Genomic DNA, 14,505 nt, shown 5'->3' with positions numbered 1-14,505 from the left:
TGCTTAACACGCACTTGCTAGCGTTGATAAAAGCATCAACGCTAGGGTTGGCTGCGGATGAAACCTGAGACGATGGCCGTTTCTCCTAAACAGGGGGAACTGGCTGCATATATCACCTGCATCGATACTCTTCCTCTGCCAACAGCTGTTGTTGAGCCGGGAGCCGGTCGCTTTGTTCACGCGAATCAGGCTTTCAAACAGCAGTGGGTGGCCCGCAGTGTCTCGGATCTGACATCCCTCATCCATAGTGACGATCTGGTCAGTGTTTCGGCACTTCTTTCGGAGAGACCGGCAGATACGTCACCCGAAACCACGCGCTCGACACTGATACGCGTTCCGATGATCGACGGCAGCACTCGATGGGCGAAAGCCTTCGTCAGCCCGTTTCGACTTGATCTGGCGCCGAATGCAACCCTGCTCATGGTGCAACTTGTCGACTTTACGGACGACAAGCTGATGGTGGATGATCTCGTCGCACGAGAAACGCGTTGGAACAGCGCACTGGTCAGCTCGGAATCCGGCGTCTGGGACCACGATTATCGCGCAGGCCGCAAGTATTATTCGCCAATCTGGCGGTGGATCCGCGGAATGTCGCCGGCCGATCCCCTGCCCGCCTCCAAGGAAGCCTGGCTCAATCTGGTTCACCCGGACGACCGCTCCTTCACGCTTCACGCCATGGAGCGACAGGAGGCGGGAGATCCGGCTTTCCAGGTCTTTGAATACCGCGAGCGTCATAAGGACGGCCATTGGGTATGGATCGAATGTCGTGGCGCCTGCATTGATCGTGACGAAAATGGACGCGCCATGCGCGTCGTCGGCACAGACAATGACATTACACCCCGGAAGGATGCAGAACACCGTGCCGCCAAAATCGCGCGCCGCCTCGAGATGGCGCTCGCCATCTCCGGCGTCGGCGTCTTCGAAGCGGATTTGACGGCCGGCGAGGTGGACTGGGATGTCCGCATGTACGAAATTTTCGGGGTTCCCAAAGGCGAAAAAATCCGCCTTGGTGTAACGTGGGAGAGCTTTCTCCGTCCGGACGATCGGGAACGCGTGCTGGCCAATGTCAGCGCGCATCACGGGCGCGAAGGATGCTTCTGGGATCGCTATCATGTCACTCTTGCCGGCGGCGAAGAGCGCATCATCAAAAGCTGCAGCATGACGTTTACTGACGTTGACGGTCATCTGAAGCTGGTTGGCGCGAATTGGGACGTGACGAATGACGTTTTGCTGCAACAGGAACTGGAAAGAGCAAAAAGCCTCGCCGAGGCGCGCAATGCAGAACTGGAAGCAACCCGCGATCAGATCGAGCACAATGCGCTTCACGATTACCTGACAGGCCTGCCGAACCGTCGCTATCTGGATCTGGCGCTGGATCAGTTGTCGAAAAGCTGCAGCCTGAAAAATCGCAGTCTTGGTCTGCTGCATATCGATCTTGATGGCTTCAAGCAGATCAATGACGGATTCGGCCATAGTGTGGGTGATGCCGTCCTTTCCCACGTTGCCGAACAGTTGCGGCAGATTGCTGGGGCGAGAAACTTCGTAGCGCGCGCGGGCGGCGATGAGTTCGTGGTGCTCGTGCCCTTCGCTGGAACGCCCGACAGGCTTTCCATTCTGGCAAACAGGATCGTTGGGGCGATGAGCAGGCCCTTCCGATATGGCGACAAGCTTTGCCACTTTGGCGCGAGTATTGGCGTGGCCTACGCATCCGGCTCATCCATTAACGGTCATCAGATTTTGCTGGATGCGGACACGGCACTCTACGAGGCCAAGCACAGCGGCAAGGGGCGCCATGCAGTCTTCGACGCAGCGACGTATCGCTGACACAGAATCGGGGGCCGAGGCAACGTCCCCGCTGCCTCGGAAAGGCTTGTCAGGTGCGCATCTCTTCAAGGATTTCGATCAAGAGTGCATGCATGCGCGATGTGATTTCGTCTTCATTCAAAACGACGTTGGCAGCAGTAAAGTCTTGCCGCAATCTGTCGATAAGCTGAACATCAGTGGGATGCTCGACACCCCATTCCGCAAGATTGGTTGCATAGCCCAAAGGATCCTGCGCCCCCATGGTTTCTGCCGCCCAAAGGCCGATCAGCTTGTTTCGTCGCGCTTCCGCGCGGAAAAGCCAAGTCTGTTCCTGGGTGTATTTCATTTCGAGCGCTTGCGCGCGGTCACGCATCGTAATCATCAACATCCCCTGTTTCAGCCCTTCGTTCAGAAGCGAATTATTGAAGGCCGATAGAATGATGCACACCAATATTTGCGGAAGCGTGTAACGGCACGGTGAATAAATGCTTCCAATTGACAATCAACAGAACGGTTCTCCATCCACGCGCATTGTGAAACGAGACAATTTCCGTTATGGGACCGCTCAATCCTATTCCACAGCGCAGCGCAATGCGCACGAACAACGAGACAAGATGTCATGAACCGTCGCCGCCGTATTTACGAAGGCAAGGCCAAGATCCTTTACGAAGGTCCCGAACCGGGCACGCTGATTCAGTTCTTCAAGGACGATGCCACCGCCTTCAACAAGAAGAAGCATGAGGTGATCGATGGCAAGGGTGTGCTCAACAACCGAATTTCCGAGTATATCTTCACCCATCTGAACAAGATTGGCATCCCTACCCATTTCATTCGCCGCCTCAACATGCGTGAGCAGCTGATCCGCGAAGTGGAAATCATTCCGCTGGAGATCGTTGTACGCAATGTCGCGGCCGGGTCATTGTCGGAGCGTTTGGGTATCGAGGAAGGCACTGTTCTCCCCCGTTCGATTATCGAATTCTACTACAAGTCCGATGCCCTTGCCGATCCCATGGTTTCCGAAGAGCACATCACTGCTTTCGGATGGGCGAATCCTGCGGAACTCGACGACATCATGGCGCTCGCCATTCGCGTCAACGACTTCCTGTCCGGTCTCTTCCTCGGTGTTGGCATCCAGCTGATCGATTTCAAGATCGAATGCGGACGCCTGTTCGAAGGCGACATGATGCGCATCATTCTGGCCGATGAAATCTCGCCAGACAGCTGCCGCCTCTGGGATATCGAAACCAGGGAAAAAATGGACAAGGATCGCTTCCGCCGGGATCTGGGCGGCCTTCTGGAGGCCTATTCCGAAGTTGCGCGCCGTCTCGGAATCATCAACGAAAACGAGCCGATCCGCGGAACGGGTCCGGTTCTCGTACAGTAAGCCGTCAGGGAGCAAGCAGTGATCAAGGCACGTGTTACCGTCACTTTGAAGAACGGTGTTCTGGACCCGCAGGGCAAGGCCATTGAAGGCGCGCTGGGCAGCCTCGGTTTCGAAGGTGTCCATCAGGTTCGGCAGGGCAAGGTTTTCGATCTCGAGGTCGAAACCGGCGATCGTGCGAAGGCCGAAGAAGAAATCAAGGCCATGTGCGAAAAGCTTTTGGCCAACACTGTGATCGAGAACTATTCGATTAGTCTTGCTTGAACCATTTTTCGGGCAGCTCATCCCTGCCCGAAGTCCCCATTGTGCGAGTCCCTGCAGGGCTCGAACATAATGCGTATTGAATAGACAGCCTTCTTTGCAAAACTCTGGTGAGGTCAAGCCCATGAAATCCGCCGTCGTTCAATTGCCCGGTCTGAACCGCGACCGTGACATGATTGCAGCTCTCACGCGCATTTCCGGTCAGGCGCCAGTCACCGTTTGGCAGACCGAATCGGAAATTCCGGATGTGGATCTGATCGTCATCCCCGGCGGCTTCTCCTACGGCGACTATCTGCGCTGCGGTGCAATCGCCGCCCGGATGCCTGTCATGGACGCTATCCGCCGCAAGGCCGAGGCTGGCGTGAAGGTGCTTGGGGTCTGCAATGGTTTTCAGATCCTGGTGGAAGCAGGCATGCTTCCCGGCGCGCTGATGCGGAATGTCTCGCTGAAGTTCGTCTGCAAGGAAATCAAGCTTGAGGTCGTGAACGCCGATACGGATTTCACCCGCGCTTACGAGACGGGCCAGATCATCCGCTGCCCGGTAGCTCACCATGATGGCAACTATTTCGTGGAAAGCGAAACGCTCAAGTCGCTCGAAGACAACAATCAGATCGTCTTCCGCTATGCCGAAGGCACCAACCCTAACGGTTCGCTGTCGGATATCGCTGGCGTGGTGAACAAGCAGGGCAATGTGCTTGGCATGATGCCGCACCCGGAAAATCTCATCGAAGCCGCCCACGGCGGTAATGATGGACGCGGCATCTTCGCCTCGGCTCTCGAAGTCGTTGCGGCTGCCTGACCAACCGCCAGAAATATCGAGAAGACATATGCACAAGTTGACGACCGGCCTCGTGACAATTCTGGCAGCAACAGCGCTCACGGCCTGTCAGTCCGATCGTCAACAGCCTCAGCCCCAGAACCGTGCTGCGCTGCCCACCATGGAAAGGGTAGCGCTCGCGGCCAATTCCTGCTGGTTCAAATCGGGTGACGCGGCGTTCAAGGATTATCGTCTCGCGCCAGAACTGAATTCCTTCTCCGGCCGTCCTCGTATTCTGGCGGTGCCGCGCCACAGTCCCGAATCAAGACCCCTTCTCGTCGTCCAGGCGGAGGGGAATCCCGCTCGGCTGGACGCATTTGGCCCGCTTGCCGATGGCCCCCAGGGCGCCCGCATCAAGCAGGATGTGGTGCGCTGGGCAAACGGCGGCAAAAACTGCTGAACCGCCCGCCCTGTTGTGGCAAAAATGTGATCTTCGAAAACAATCGCCCGAGCGGGACTCCGGTCCGTTCAAGGTTGCTTGCCGCTATAGTTAACTAACACCTAATCTACCTCCAGAGATTCGCTGCCTTACCGAAGGCGGCCACGGGGGCGGTAGATCTATGACGCACAAGCTGGTTTCGAGCCTGATCGGAACAACTGCCATTCTGCTTGCACTGTGTTCGCCGGTGATGGCGGCAGACACCGCAATCGCCCCTGGAGCCGGCCCCATCTTCGACGAAGCCCGCTTCGGAGCCTATGGCGCAATCGATAATACATACAGCAACGATGAAAAGGGGTTCTTCGTCACTGGCATGCTGTTTTTCGATCCGTGGGATCATGACAATGCACAAGGATGGCAGAAGCTCGCCCGCCCCCGTGTCCATGTCGGTGCTGACATCAGTACCGCAGGCGAAACCAACCAGGCCTATGCCGGTTTTTCCTGGACCTTCGACCTGAACGAACGCTTCTTTCTTGAGGCCGGTTTCGGCGGGAGCGTGAATGATGGCAAGCTCCGATTTGATGGGGGACGCGGCCCCTATCTTGGCTGCCATGCGCTGTTTCACGAATACATGGCGGCAGGCGTCAACGTAAACGATAACTGGCGCGTGGTCGCCCAGGTCGAGCACTCGTCCCATGCCGGGCTTTGCGGCGATTGGAACAGCGGCCTCACGCGCGCAGGCGTGCTCGTCGGCTACAAGTTCTGAAGCATGCCGTAGCTAAAAGTGCGCAGCGGTTTTGCGAAAACGACATGCGTTGAAACAAAGAGACAAAGCGCCAGAAGCGAATTTGAAAGATCGCGAAACGCTTTCGCCCGCAAACCGGTCGCTGAACCACACATCCTAAGGGCCACCCACAGCCCTGCACATTCGAAGTGAATCATATGGGCGTGGCAGGAAATTTCCTGTCGCGCCCATGCTTCTTCTAGGATAAAGAGACGCCAGCCCGGACCGCCTGTAGGGAAGACGATGACTATTCCGAACCAGATCGCCATTACACCAGAACTTGTTGCTGCCCACGGACTGAAGCCTGATGAATATCAGCGCATTCTTGACTTGATCGGCCGCGAACCGACCTTCACCGAACTCGGCATCTTTTCTGCAATGTGGAATGAACATTGCTCTTACAAGTCTTCCAAGCGCTGGCTGCGCACGCTGCCGACCAAGGGCCCGCGTGTCATTCAGGGCCCTGGCGAAAACGCTGGCGTTGTGGACATCGATGACGGTGACTGCGTTGTCTTCAAGATGGAAAGCCATAACCATCCGTCCTACATTGAGCCCTACCAGGGCGCGGCAACCGGCGTCGGTGGCATTCTCCGCGACGTCTTCACCATGGGTGCGCGTCCGGTAGCAGCCATGAACGCCTTGCGTTTCGGCGCACCGGATCATCCAAAGACACGCCATCTCGTTTCGGGTGTCGTATCCGGCGTCGGCGGTTACGGTAACTCCTTCGGCGTTCCCACTGTCGGTGGCGAAGTCGAGTTCGACCCGCGTTATAACGGCAATATTCTCGTCAATGCCTTTGCCGCTGGCCTCGCAAAGAGTGATGCCATTTTCTATTCGAAGGCTGAAGGTGTCGGCCTCCCTGTCGTCTATCTTGGCGCTAAGACGGGCCGCGATGGCGTCGGCGGTGCAACCATGGCATCGGCGGAATTCGACGAATCCATCGAGGAGAAGCGTCCCACCGTGCAGGTCGGTGATCCCTTCACCGAAAAATGCCTGCTGGAAGCCTGCCTGGAACTCATGGCAACCGGCGCCGTGATCGCGATCCAGGACATGGGCGCGGCTGGCCTCACCTGCTCTGCTGTCGAAATGGGCGCCAAGGGCGACCTCGGCATCGAACTCGATCTCGACAAGGTCCCGGTTCGCGAAGAGCGCATGACCGCCTATGAGATGATGCTGTCGGAAAGCCAGGAGCGTATGCTCATGGTTCTGCGTCCCGAGAAGGAAGAGGTGGCCAAGGCCATCTTCGTCAAGTGGGGACTGGATTTCGCGATCGTCGGCAAGACGACCGATGACCTGCGCTTCCGTATCCTTCATCAGGGCGAGGAAGTAGCAAATCTTCCCATCAAGGAACTCGGTGACGAAGCACCGGAATACGACCGCCCGTGGCAGCCTTCTGCTGCGCGGCCTGCCCTGCCCGCGGAAAACGTTGCCGCTCCAGGCGATTACAATGATGCGCTGCTCAAGCTTGTCGGTTCGCCGAACCAGTCCAGCCGACGCTGGGTCTATGAGCAGTATGACACCCTGATCCAGGGCAATTCCTTGCAGCTGCCCGGCGGCGATGCAGGTGTCGTGCGCGTGGAAGGCCATGCAAGCAAGGCGCTTGCGTTTTCGTCGGACGTCACGCCCCGCTATGTCGAGGCTGACCCGGTCGAAGGCGGCAAGCAGGCTGTTGCGGAATGCTGGCGCAACATTACCGCAACCGGTGCCGAGCCTCTGGCTGCAACAGACAACCTGAACTTCGGCAATCCGGAAAAGCCAGAGATCATGGGCCAATTGGTTGGCGCAATTCAGGGTATCGGTGAAGCCTGCCGCGCGCTGGACTTCCCGATCGTCTCCGGCAACGTCTCGCTGTATAACGAGACCAACGGCGTCGCGATCCTGCCGACACCCACCATTGCGGGCGTTGGCCTTTTGCCAGAATGGTCGAAAATGGCGCGGATCGGAACAGCCAAGGACGGCGATGTTGTGATCATGATCGGCGTCGATGGTTCCCATCTGGGATCGTCAATCTACCTCCGCGATATCCTGGGTTCATCGGAAGGGCCAGCCCCGCAGGTCGATCTGAAGGCTGAGCGTCGCCACGGCGATTTTGTCCGCGGGCTCATCCGCAACGGTCAGGTCACGGCCTGCCACGATATCTCCTCCGGCGGATTGTTGCTCGCGCTGGCAGAAATGGCGATGGCCTCCGGAAAGGGTGCGAAGCTTTCGCTTGGTGAATGCAAGGGGCTGCCTCATGCACTGCTCTTTGGCGAAGACCAGGCCCGCTATGTCATCGCTGTACCGGCCGATCTGGCGAACTTCCTCTGCGCAAGCGCAGAGTCGGCGGGCGTTCCTTTCCGTACCCTTGGAAATGTCGGTGGCAACACCCTTGAGGTTGACACCCTGGTACGGGTTGAGGTTGCGCAGCTTGTTGAGGCGCACGAAGGCTGGTTCCCCACCTTTATGGCGTGACAGGCATCAAGACGCTTTGAGAATCCGCGGAAATTTGGCACTCTGGTCGAAAACAACCATACCTAACAAGGAAGGAACGACCAGATGCCGATGCGTCCCGGTGAAATTGAAGACATGATCAAGGCAGGGATTCCGGGTGCCAAAGTCACAATCCGGGATCTGGCAGGCGACGGGGACCATTACGCAGCCGAGGTTGTTGCAGAAGCATTTCGAGGCAAAAGCCGGGTCCAGCAGCATCAAATGGTCTATGAGGCCTTGAGGGGTAATATGGGCGGCGTTTTGCACGCGCTGGCCTTGCAAACATCAGCTCCAGACTGATCTTCACCCGGACTTCGTCGATAGAACCATCACACGAAATCATAGATGCAATCGCATTTACCGACTGGAATTCAGCGGATTTCGTGATAATAAGCTAACCATAATATCTGGACCTTGACTCCAGATAAGAAAAGGAAATCGATCATGAGCGGTATTCATGAGCTGATCGACAGCGAAGTGAAGAGCAACGATGTCGTGCTTTTCATGAAGGGAACACCTCAGTTCCCGCAATGTGGTTTCTCTGGCCAGGTCGTACAGATTCTCGATTACCTCGGCGTGGATTACAAAGGCGTCAACGTTCTTGCCGACGCAGAAATCCGCCAGGGCATCAAGGACTATTCAAACTGGCCGACCATTCCCCAGCTCTACATCAAGGGCGAATTCGTAGGCGGCTGCGATATTGTGCGCGAGATGTTCCAGTCTGGCGAACTGCAGACCCATTTCCAGGATCAGGGCATCGCCGTACGCGGCGCGGCCTAAACGGGCCTCAACCAGCTCTGCTGGCTAACTTCAAGTTTGAGGCGCCGCTGTTTTGCGGCGCCTTTTCATTTTCGGGATTTTTTTCGTGAAACCTGCGACCAACACAGCTCCTGCACGCCTTCAGGGCATGGGCAAGGCGGAGTTCATTGGCATGATGGCAATGCTGATGGCATTGAACGCCTTGGCGATCGACATCATGCTTCCTGCTCTTCAGGAAATCGGTGCCGACCTCAAGGTCGAAGACGTGAATGAGCGGCAGTTCATCGTGTCCTCCTACCTCTTCGGCTTCGGTTTTGCCCAGTTGGTCTACGGACCAATTTCCGATCGCTTCGGACGACGTGCACCGATGATCTTCGGTCTTGCGGTCTATATTATCTGCTCGCTAATGATCGTGATCGTCCCCTCATTCGGCATGCTCCTGCTCCTGCGGTTCATTCAGGGTGCCGGAGCGGCCTCGACTCGCGTCATCACTGTCTCTATCGTCCGTGACGTGTTCGGTGGTCGTGCCATGGCCGAGGTCATGTCACTCATCATGATGGTCTTCATGATTGTACCCATCATCGCACCGGGCACGGGACAGGTCATCATGCTGGGCGGCAACTGGCATATGATCTTCCTTTTCATCGCCATCATGGCCGCCGCGATCATGGCGTGGATGATGATGCGCCTACCGGAAACACTGGCAAAGGAGGACATCCGTCCACTGACGCTCAATTCGATCCTCGGCGGATTCCGCATCGTTCTGACGAACCGCGTCGCGCTGTGCTACACGATCTCTGCGACATTCATCTTCGGGGCGCTTTTCGGGTTCATCAATTCAGCGCAGCAGATCTATGTCGGGATATACGGGTTGGGACCATGGTTTCCAGTCGCCTTCGCAGCGGTGGCAGCCTTCATGTCTCTGGCTTCATTCATCAACGCCCGGCTCGTGGGTCGTTTTGGGATGCGCAAGCTGTCACACGGCTCTCTTCTCGGGTTCATACTGGTGACGTTCGTCTGGCTGACAGTTCAACTGCTCAGCACGGAACCGATGCCATTCCTGCTATTCCTGGGTTTCTTTGCACTGGCCATGTTCCAGTTCGGCTGGATCGGAGCAAACTTCAACTCACTGGCCATGGAACCACTCGGACATGTCGCCGGAACAGCATCGTCCGTCCTCGGCTTCATGAGCACAATCGGAGGTGCCGCCATCGGCGCAGTGATCGGACAAGCGTTTAACGGAACAGCCCTTCCCATGGTCGCGGGCTTCTTCAGCGTTTCGATCATTGGATTGATCTTTGTGCTGATCGCGGAGAAGGGGAAGCTCTTCCAGCAGCACAATCCACGCGTTTGATCCAAGCGACCCCGATGCGTCTGCCTCGGGGTCGATCTCGACGGCTTTGTCAGCCAATGATTTCGCGGCGCAGGATCTCCCAGCTGTCCTTGCTGGTTGCCGCAAGCAGACCGCCCGTAAATTCCGACGGTCTGTAGGGCGAGCCATCGAATTTTGCGACATGCCCTCCCGCTTCCTGCACGATCAGTGAACCGGCCACATGATCCCACGGCATCAGCTTATTGTAGATCACAAAGTCAACATGGCCGCTTGCGATCGTTCTGTACTCCTGCGCGGAGCACCGGTAACTGGCAAAGAAGCGGACCTTCGCAAGGTTGGTGAGGACGCGTAAACGCTCCTCATCAAAGAAATAGGCGCCCGATGCCATCCCATACATCTGGTCAAGCGGCTTGGCCTCTGCGACGGCAAGACGCGCTGACTGCCCATCCGGCCTGCGAGCGAAAGCACCGCCTCCCTTCTCGGCCATGACCCAGTCATCACTCATCGGATCATAAATGATCCCGGCCACGGCCTCACCTTTGTAGACAACCGACGCCATGACGCCGAACGCCGGAATGCCGCTGGCGAAATTGAAAGTGCCATCTACCGGATCGACGATGACCGCGAGTTCTGCGTCCTTCAGCTTCCCCAATAGATCCGGGTCTGACGCAACAGTTTCCTCGCCAATAAAAAGCGCCTGCGGTGCCAGACGCTCGACCTCCGCCTTGATGAAGCGCTCTGCCTGTTCATCAGCCTCGGTCACCAGATCCGAAGGCTCCGATTTCCGACGCACGTCATGGGCCTCCAGGCGCCGGAAACGAGGCACGATTTCGCTTTTTGCGGCCTGTCTCAGAACATCCGCAAGTACAATAACATCAACGGGCATGAATGACCTCAACTCTTGGGGGAAGGCGTCAGACCCGCAAAGTCGAACAGGTTCGGGTCCAGCAAATGGGAAGGATTGACATGGGAAAGCGCCCGCAGCATCCGGTCCTTGCGACCGGGCATCTGCAGTTCCATGGTCGATAGCATCTGCTTCATGGCATTGCGCTGTAGCCCATCCTGGGAACCGCAGAGATCACACGGAATAATGGGAAACTGCATCAGCGCTGCAAACTTGGCCAGATCTTCTTCCGCGCAGTAGGCAAGCGGCCGTAACACGAACAGATCGCCCTCGTCATTCAACAGCTTCGCCGGCATCGCCGCCAGGCGTCCGCCGTGAAAGAGGTTCATGAAGAAGGTTTCGAGAATATCATCCCGGTGATGACCCAGAACCAGCGCGTCGCAGCTCTCCTCGCGGGCAATACGATACAGATTGCCGCGCCGCAGCCTGGAACAGAGCGAGCAATAGGTTGCGCCCTCTGGCACCTTTTCCTTCACGACGGAATAGGTATCGCGATACTCGATCCGATGCGGGACGTTGATACCCTTGAGATAATCCGGCAGGACATGCTTTGGAAAATTCGGCTGACCTTGGTCGAGGTTGCAGGCGATGAGATCGACCGGCAGCAAGCCGCGCCATTTGAGATCCATCAGCAGCGCCAGCAATGAATAGGAATCCTTGCCGCCTGAAAGGCCGATCAGCCACCGCTTCTGCGAGCCAAGCATATTGAAATCTTCAATCGCCTGACGGACCTGCCGCAGAAGCCGCTTTCTCAGCTTGTTAAACGCTGTTGTCTGTGGAGCATGCGCATAGAGATCGTTGGGAAAAGAATTCTCAACGTCAGCCGCGTCGTCCATATCTTCAATCGGCGCTGCCAGCGTCACGCTCTTCTCCATCCGAATGAACCCGGTCTCGCAAGAAAAGAAACCGGGCTCTCTTATTCGCGTCTCAGCCTGCGATCGCCGCGGCAACGGCCTCGATCGCCGCCTCGGCTTGACTTCCGTCAGGACCACCGGCCTGCGCCATGTCAGCACGACCACCGCCGCCCTTTCCGCCAAGACTTGCCGAGGCAACACGGACGAGATCGACGGCACTGAGGCGAGCCGTCAGATCTTCGGTCACACCGACAACGGCGCTCGCCTTACCATCGTCACTGACAGCAATCAGCAGCACGACCCCGGAACCGAGAGAAGATTTGGCGTCGTCGACAAGACCCTTAAGGTCCTTTGCATCGACGCCGGTTACGGCCCTACCAATGTACTTGACGCCGTTGACGTCACGAGCCTCTGGTGCAGCTGCGCCTTGAGATCCACCCATGGCAAGTTTCCGGCGCGCATCCGCAAGCTCCTTCTCGAGCTTCTTGCGTTCATCCATCAAGGCTTCGACACGGGAATAGACATCGGTTGGCTGCACCTTCAGCAGCCCCGCCAGAGCCTTCACGCGCTCATCCTGCTCAGCAAGATAGGCCCGAGCGCCTTCACCAGTAACAGCCTCGACGCGACGCACGCCCGAACCGACCGCGCTTTCGCCCAGCACACGCACCAGACCGATATCGCCCGTAGCGGAAACATGGGTGCCACCGCAAAGTTCGATGGAATACGGCTTACAGGCCTTGCTACCCTCAATGCCGGTGCCCATAGACACGACCCGAACCTCATCGCCGTACTTCTCGCCGAAAAGCGCCATGGCGCCTTCGGCAATGGCATCATCCACACTCATCAAGCGCGTTGTGACCGGCGCGTTCTGCAAGATGATGGCATTGGCCATGTCTTCGACCTTCTGCAGTTCCTCCGCAGACATCGGCTTTGGATGAGAGACGTCGAAGCGAAGGCGCTCCGGCGCGACCAAAGAGCCCTTCTGAGCGACGTGCGTGCCGAGAACTTCACGCAGCGCCTCATGCAGCAGGTGCGTTGCGGAATGGTTGGCACGCAGCCTCGACCGGCGAGTATGATCGACCGTCAAGACAACTGCATCTCCGACCTTCAGACCGCCTTCGGCAATGGTGGCCGAGTGAACGAACAGCCCCTCGCCCTTCTTCTGCGTGTCGGAAACAATCACCTTGGCATGATCCGTCGAGATCATACCGGTATCGCCCATCTGACCGCCCGATTCGCCATAGAACGGTGTCTGATTGACAACGATCTGGATCTTGTCGCCGGCAACCGCTTTGTCGATTGCCACACCGTCACGAACGATCGCCAGAACAACGCCTTCCGCAGCCTCTGTGTCATAGCCCAGGAATTCGGTGGCGCCGAATTTCTCCTTGAGTTCGAACCAGACACCTTCCGTCGCCTTTTCGCCGGAACCTGCCCAGTTTGCGCGCGCCTCAGCCTTCTGGCGCTGCATCGCATCGTTGAAGCCCGTCAGGTCGACGCCGATTCCGCGTGCACGCAGAGCATCCTGCGTCAGATCGAGCGGGAAACCATAGGTATCGTAGAGCTTGAAAGCGGTTTCGCCATCAAGCGAGTCACCCTTATGCAAGGTCTCGGTCGCATCCGACAGAAGCGAAAGACCGCGCGCCAGCGTGGTGCGAAACTTCGATTCTTCCAGCTTCAGCGTCTCGGAAATCAGCGCTTCGGCCCGATTGAGTTCCGGATAGGCGCGCCCCATCTCACCGACCAGAGCCGGAAGAAGCTTGTACATCAGGGGCTCGCGCGCGCCGAGCAATTGCATGTGGCGCATGCCGCGACGCATGATGCGACGCAAAACATAACCGCGACCTTCGTTTGAAGGCAGAACACCGTCGGCAATCAGGAACGCCGAAGAGCGCAGGTGATCGGCAATGACCCGGAAGCTTGCGGCCTGATCACCCTCAGCCTTGGCGCCTACAACATCTTCCGTCGCGGAGATCAGGGTCTTGAAGAGATCGGTTTCGAACACGCTCTGCACGCCCTGCAGGATGCAGGCCATGCGCTCGAGACCGAGACCGGTATCAATCGACGGACGTGGTAGAGGTGTACGCTCACCCGGCGCCGTCTGCTCGAACTGCATGAAGACGAGGTTCCAGAATTCGAGGAAGCGGTCGCCATCTTCTTCCGGAGAACCCGGAGGGCCGCCCCAGACATGTTCACCCTGATCGATGAAGATTTCAGAGCAGGGACCGCACGGGCCGGTGTCACCCATCTGCCAGAAATTGTCGGAGGTCGGGATGCGAATAATCTTGTCATCCGAGAACCCGGCGATCTTCTTCCACAGCGATGCTGCCTCGTCATCATCCGCATAAACGGTTACCAGCAGGCGATCCTTCGGAAGGTCGAAACCCTTAGTCACCAGGTTCCATGCAAGTTCGATTGCCCGTTCCTTGAAGTAGTCTCCGAACGAGAAGTTGCCTAGCATTTCGAAGAAGGTCAAATGGCGCGCCGTATAGCCGACATTGTCGAGGTCGTTATGCTTGCCGCCGGCGCGCACGACCTTCTGGGAAGTCGAAGCTGTCGTGTACGGTCTCGTCTCAAGTCCGGTGAATACGTTCTTGAACTGCACCATGCCGGCATTGGTGAACATGAGGGTGGGGTCGTTGCGCGGCACCAGCGGGCTCGACGAAACAATTTCGTGACCGTTCTTCCGGAAATAGTCGAGGAAGGTCGACCGGATCTCATTCACGCCACTCATGCAAAACCCTTCTATACCGCCAACTGC

The 14,505-nt window shown here is 57.4% G+C and carries 14 protein-coding genes; 10 read left to right on the top strand and 4 right to left on the bottom strand.

Annotation, left to right across the window (positions count from 1 at the left end; all coding sequences use genetic code 11):
• The first annotated feature begins 57 nt into the window (after nt 1-57).
• Nucleotides 58-1,824 (top strand): diguanylate cyclase, encoded by a 1,767-nt coding sequence (locus ASD54_RS09445; protein WP_082547161.1) that lies wholly within the window; start codon nt 58-60, stop codon nt 1,822-1,824.
• Between the two features lie 49 nt (nt 1,825-1,873).
• Here the strand turns inward: ASD54_RS09445 and ASD54_RS09440 are convergent, their stop codons facing one another.
• On the bottom strand, nt 1,874-2,185 hold the full coding sequence (locus ASD54_RS09440) for a DUF1476 domain-containing protein (protein WP_162249569.1): 312 nt from the start codon (nt 2,183-2,185) through the stop codon (nt 1,874-1,876).
• A gap of 237 nt (nt 2,186-2,422) precedes the next feature.
• Here ASD54_RS09440 and purC point away from each other — a divergent pair, with 237 nt between their 5' ends.
• The 9 genes from purC (at nt 2,423) to ASD54_RS09395 (ending at nt 10,007) form a co-directional block, all read left to right on the top strand.
• A complete protein-coding gene (gene purC, locus ASD54_RS09435; RefSeq protein WP_062554317.1) occupies nt 2,423-3,187 on the top strand; it encodes a phosphoribosylaminoimidazolesuccinocarboxamide synthase in 765 nt (254 codons plus the stop codon).
• An 18-nt stretch (nt 3,188-3,205) separates the two neighbouring features.
• On the top strand, nt 3,206-3,448 hold the full coding sequence (gene purS / locus ASD54_RS09430; protein ID WP_062554316.1) for a phosphoribosylformylglycinamidine synthase subunit PurS: 243 nt from the start codon (nt 3,206-3,208) through the stop codon (nt 3,446-3,448).
• 121 nt (nt 3,449-3,569) lie between these two features.
• Complete coding sequence (gene purQ / locus ASD54_RS09425) at nt 3,570-4,244, top strand: phosphoribosylformylglycinamidine synthase subunit PurQ (RefSeq protein ID WP_062554315.1); 675 nt, start codon at nt 3,570-3,572, stop codon at nt 4,242-4,244.
• Between the two features lie 28 nt (nt 4,245-4,272).
• A complete protein-coding gene (locus tag ASD54_RS09420) occupies nt 4,273-4,662 on the top strand; it encodes a hypothetical protein (RefSeq protein WP_062554314.1) in 390 nt (129 codons plus the stop codon).
• A gap of 160 nt (nt 4,663-4,822) precedes the next feature.
• A complete protein-coding gene (locus ASD54_RS09415) occupies nt 4,823-5,407 on the top strand; it encodes an acyloxyacyl hydrolase (RefSeq protein ID WP_062554313.1) in 585 nt (194 codons plus the stop codon).
• A gap of 261 nt (nt 5,408-5,668) precedes the next feature.
• Nucleotides 5,669-7,876 (top strand): phosphoribosylformylglycinamidine synthase subunit PurL, encoded by a 2,208-nt coding sequence (gene purL, locus ASD54_RS09410; RefSeq protein WP_062554312.1) that lies wholly within the window; start codon nt 5,669-5,671, stop codon nt 7,874-7,876.
• Nucleotides 7,877-7,960: 84 nt separating this feature from the next.
• Entirely contained in the window at nt 7,961-8,194 is a 234-nt protein-coding gene (locus ASD54_RS09405; RefSeq protein ID WP_062554311.1) for a BolA family transcriptional regulator, read from the top strand.
• 144 nt (nt 8,195-8,338) lie between these two features.
• Nucleotides 8,339-8,674: a Grx4 family monothiol glutaredoxin gene (gene grxD, locus ASD54_RS09400; protein WP_062554310.1), complete on the top strand. Its 336-nt coding sequence runs from the start codon at nt 8,339-8,341 to the stop codon at nt 8,672-8,674.
• Between the two features lie 127 nt (nt 8,675-8,801).
• Nucleotides 8,802-10,007, top strand: a complete 1,206-nt coding sequence (locus tag ASD54_RS09395; RefSeq protein WP_062554783.1) for a multidrug effflux MFS transporter — start codon at nt 8,802-8,804, stop codon at nt 10,005-10,007.
• Between the two features lie 49 nt (nt 10,008-10,056).
• Here the strand turns inward: ASD54_RS09395 and ASD54_RS09390 are convergent, their stop codons facing one another.
• The 3 genes from ASD54_RS09390 to alaS all read right to left on the bottom strand — a co-directional run bounded on the left by ASD54_RS09390 (nt 10,057) and on the right by alaS (nt 14,478).
• Nucleotides 10,057-10,872, bottom strand: a complete 816-nt coding sequence (locus tag ASD54_RS09390; RefSeq protein ID WP_062554309.1) for an inositol monophosphatase — start codon at nt 10,870-10,872, stop codon at nt 10,057-10,059.
• An 8-nt stretch (nt 10,873-10,880) separates the two neighbouring features.
• A complete protein-coding gene (gene ttcA, locus ASD54_RS09385) occupies nt 10,881-11,753 on the bottom strand; it encodes a tRNA 2-thiocytidine(32) synthetase TtcA (RefSeq protein WP_062554782.1) in 873 nt (290 codons plus the stop codon).
• Between the two features lie 64 nt (nt 11,754-11,817).
• Nucleotides 11,818-14,478, bottom strand: coding sequence for an alanine--tRNA ligase (gene alaS, locus ASD54_RS09380; protein ID WP_062554781.1), 2,661 nt, complete (start codon nt 14,476-14,478; stop codon nt 11,818-11,820).
• Nucleotides 14,479-14,505: the final 27 nt, after the last annotated feature.

It is taken from the genome of Rhizobium sp. Root149 (assembly GCF_001427345.1).
Classification (GTDB): domain Bacteria; phylum Pseudomonadota; class Alphaproteobacteria; order Rhizobiales; family Rhizobiaceae; genus Neorhizobium; species Neorhizobium rhizoryzae.
Note: the sequence above shows the minus strand (reverse complement) of the source record. Positions and strands in the feature narration are given on the sequence as shown.

Bases quoted from the DNA above. Each gene is read 5' to 3' on its own strand.
- ASD54_RS09445 (WP_082547161.1), top strand. From the start codon at position 58: ATGAAACCTGAGACGATGGCCGTTTCTCCTAAACAGGGGGAACTGGCT.
- ASD54_RS09440 (WP_162249569.1), bottom strand. From the start codon at position 2,185: ATGATTACGATGCGTGACCGCGCGCAAGCGCTCGAAATGAAATACACC.
- purC (WP_062554317.1), top strand. From the start codon at position 2,423: ATGAACCGTCGCCGCCGTATTTACGAAGGCAAGGCCAAGATCCTTTAC.
- purQ (WP_062554315.1), top strand. From the start codon at position 3,570: ATGAAATCCGCCGTCGTTCAATTGCCCGGTCTGAACCGCGACCGTGAC.
- ASD54_RS09420 (WP_062554314.1), top strand. From the start codon at position 4,273: ATGCACAAGTTGACGACCGGCCTCGTGACAATTCTGGCAGCAACAGCG.
- ASD54_RS09415 (WP_062554313.1), top strand. From the start codon at position 4,823: ATGACGCACAAGCTGGTTTCGAGCCTGATCGGAACAACTGCCATTCTG.
- purL (WP_062554312.1), top strand. From the start codon at position 5,669: ATGACTATTCCGAACCAGATCGCCATTACACCAGAACTTGTTGCTGCC.
- ASD54_RS09405 (WP_062554311.1), top strand. From the start codon at position 7,961: ATGCCGATGCGTCCCGGTGAAATTGAAGACATGATCAAGGCAGGGATT.
- grxD (WP_062554310.1), top strand. From the start codon at position 8,339: ATGAGCGGTATTCATGAGCTGATCGACAGCGAAGTGAAGAGCAACGAT.
- ASD54_RS09395 (WP_062554783.1), top strand. From the start codon at position 8,802: ATGGGCAAGGCGGAGTTCATTGGCATGATGGCAATGCTGATGGCATTG.
- ASD54_RS09390 (WP_062554309.1), bottom strand. From the start codon at position 10,872: ATGCCCGTTGATGTTATTGTACTTGCGGATGTTCTGAGACAGGCCGCA.
- alaS (WP_062554781.1), bottom strand. From the start codon at position 14,478: ATGAGTGGCGTGAATGAGATCCGGTCGACCTTCCTCGACTATTTCCGG.